At 71.4% G+C, this 2091-nt stretch carries 2 protein-coding genes; both read left to right on the forward strand.

The window, feature by feature from the left end; all coding sequences use genetic code 11:
- Positions 1-1495, forward strand: a 1495-nt coding sequence (locus R6V09_RS51795) for a carboxyl transferase domain-containing protein (protein WP_317888350.1), incomplete at its 5' end; no start/stop codon positions are given.
- A 50-nt stretch (positions 1496-1545) separates the two neighbouring features.
- Positions 1546-2091 (forward strand): biotin carboxylase N-terminal domain-containing protein (locus R6V09_RS51800; RefSeq protein ID WP_317888351.1); only part of this gene is annotated, 546 nt, incomplete at its 3' end.

Here is a 2091-nt window from a genome sequence, read left to right on the forward strand (position 1 = left end):
CGGCGGCGGTGAGCGGGCCCGGGACCGGCACACCGCGCGCGGCAAGCTGCTCCCCCGCGACCGCGTCGACACGCTCCTCGACCCCGGCTCACCCTTCCTGGAGCTCGCTCCCCTCGCGGCCGACGGGATGTACGACGGGGCCGCGCCGGCCGCCGGTGTGATCGCCGGGATCGGCCGGGTGAGCGGCCGGGAGTGCGTGATCGTCGCGAACGACGCCACGGTCAAGGGCGGCACGTACTACCCGATGACCGTGAAGAAGCATCTGCGCGCCCAGGAGATCGCCCTCGAAAACCGCCTCCCCTGTATCTATCTCGTCGACTCCGGGGGCGCGTTTCTGCCCATGCAGGACGAGGTGTTCCCGGACCGGGACCACTTCGGGCGGATCTTCTTCAACCAGGCCCGGATGTCGGGGGCGGGGATTCCGCAGATCGCCGCTGTGCTGGGGTCGTGTACCGCCGGTGGGGCCTACGTCCCGGCCATGAGCGACGAGGCCGTCATCGTCCGGAATCAGGGGACGATCTTCCTGGGCGGGCCGCCCCTCGTGAAGGCCGCCACCGGCGAGGTCGTCACCGCCGAGGAGCTGGGCGGCGGCGAGGTCCACGCGCGCGTGTCGGGTGTCACCGACCACCTCGCGGAGGACGACGCACACGCCCTGCGGATCGTCCGGAACATCGCCGCCACGCTCCCCGCGCGCGGGCCGCTCCCCTGGGAGGTCACCGAGGCCGTCGAGCCGAAGGTCGACCCGTACGGGATCTACGGCGCCGTCCCGGTCGACTCCCGTACCCCCTACGACGTACGGGAGATCATCGCGCGCGTGGTCGACGGCTCCCGTTTCTCGGAGTTCAAGGCCGAGTTCGGGCAGACCCTGGTCACCGGCTTCGCCCGGATCCACGGCCACCCGGTCGGCATCGTCGCCAACAACGGCATCCTGTTCTCCGAATCCGCCCAGAAGGGCGCCCACTTCATCGAACTGTGCGACCAGCGCGGCATCCCGCTCGTGTTCCTCCAGAACATCTCCGGCTTCATGGTCGGGCGGGACTACGAAGCGGGTGGCATCGCCAAGCACGGCGCCAAGATGGTCACCGCCGTCGCCTGCGCGCGCGTGCCCAAGCTGACCGTGGTGGTCGGCGGCTCGTACGGCGCGGGCAACTACTCGATGTGCGGCCGGGCGTACTCCCCCCGTTTCCTGTGGATGTGGCCCGGCGCCAAGATCTCCGTGATGGGCGGCGAGCAGGCCGCGTCGGTCCTCGCGACCGTCAAGCGGGACCAGTTGGAGGCGCGCGGGGAGTCCTGGCCCGCCGCGGGCGAAGAGACCTTCAAGGACCCGATCCGGCAGCAGTACGAGCGCCAGGGCAACGCCTACTACGCCACCGCCCGCCTCTGGGACGACGGGGTCATCGACCCCCTGGAGACCCGCCAGGTCCTCGGCCTCGCCCTGACCGCCTGTGCCAACGCGCCCCTGGGAGACCCCCAGTTCGGCGTCTTCCGGATGTGATGAGGGTGCCCGAGATGGTCGACACATTCGAGATTCCCGAGACGCCCGAGATGTTCGAGACGGTCCTCGTGGCCAACCGGGGCGAGATCGCGGTCCGCGTGATCCGCACCCTGCGCTCGCTCGGTGTGCGCTCGGTGGCCGTCTTCTCCGACGCCGACGCGGACGCCCGGCACGTCCGGGAGGCCGACACGGCGGTACGGATCGGTCCCGCACCGGCCGCCGAGAGCTATCTGTCGGTAGAGCGGCTCCTGGAGGCGGCGGCCCGCACGGGCGCGCAGGCCGTGCACCCGGGCTACGGCTTCCTCGCGGAGAACGCGGCCTTCGCGCGCGCGTGCGCCGACGCCGGGCTGGTCTTCATCGGTCCTCCGGCGGACGCGATCGCCCTCATGGGCGACAAGATCCGCGCCAAGGAGACGGTGGAGGCGGCCGGCGTCCCGGTCGTCCCCGGCGGACGCGACCCCGAACTGGCCAAGGCCGCCCATGAGTTGGGTGCCCCCGTGCTCCTGAAGCCGTCGGCGGGCGGCGGCGGCAAGGGCATGCGCCTGGTCCGCGATCTGACCGTCCTGGACGAGGAGATCAGATCGGAAGAGCGTCGT

The organism is Streptomyces sp. W16, assembly GCF_033194735.1.
GTDB lineage: Bacteria > Actinomycetota > Actinomycetes > Streptomycetales > Streptomycetaceae > Streptomyces.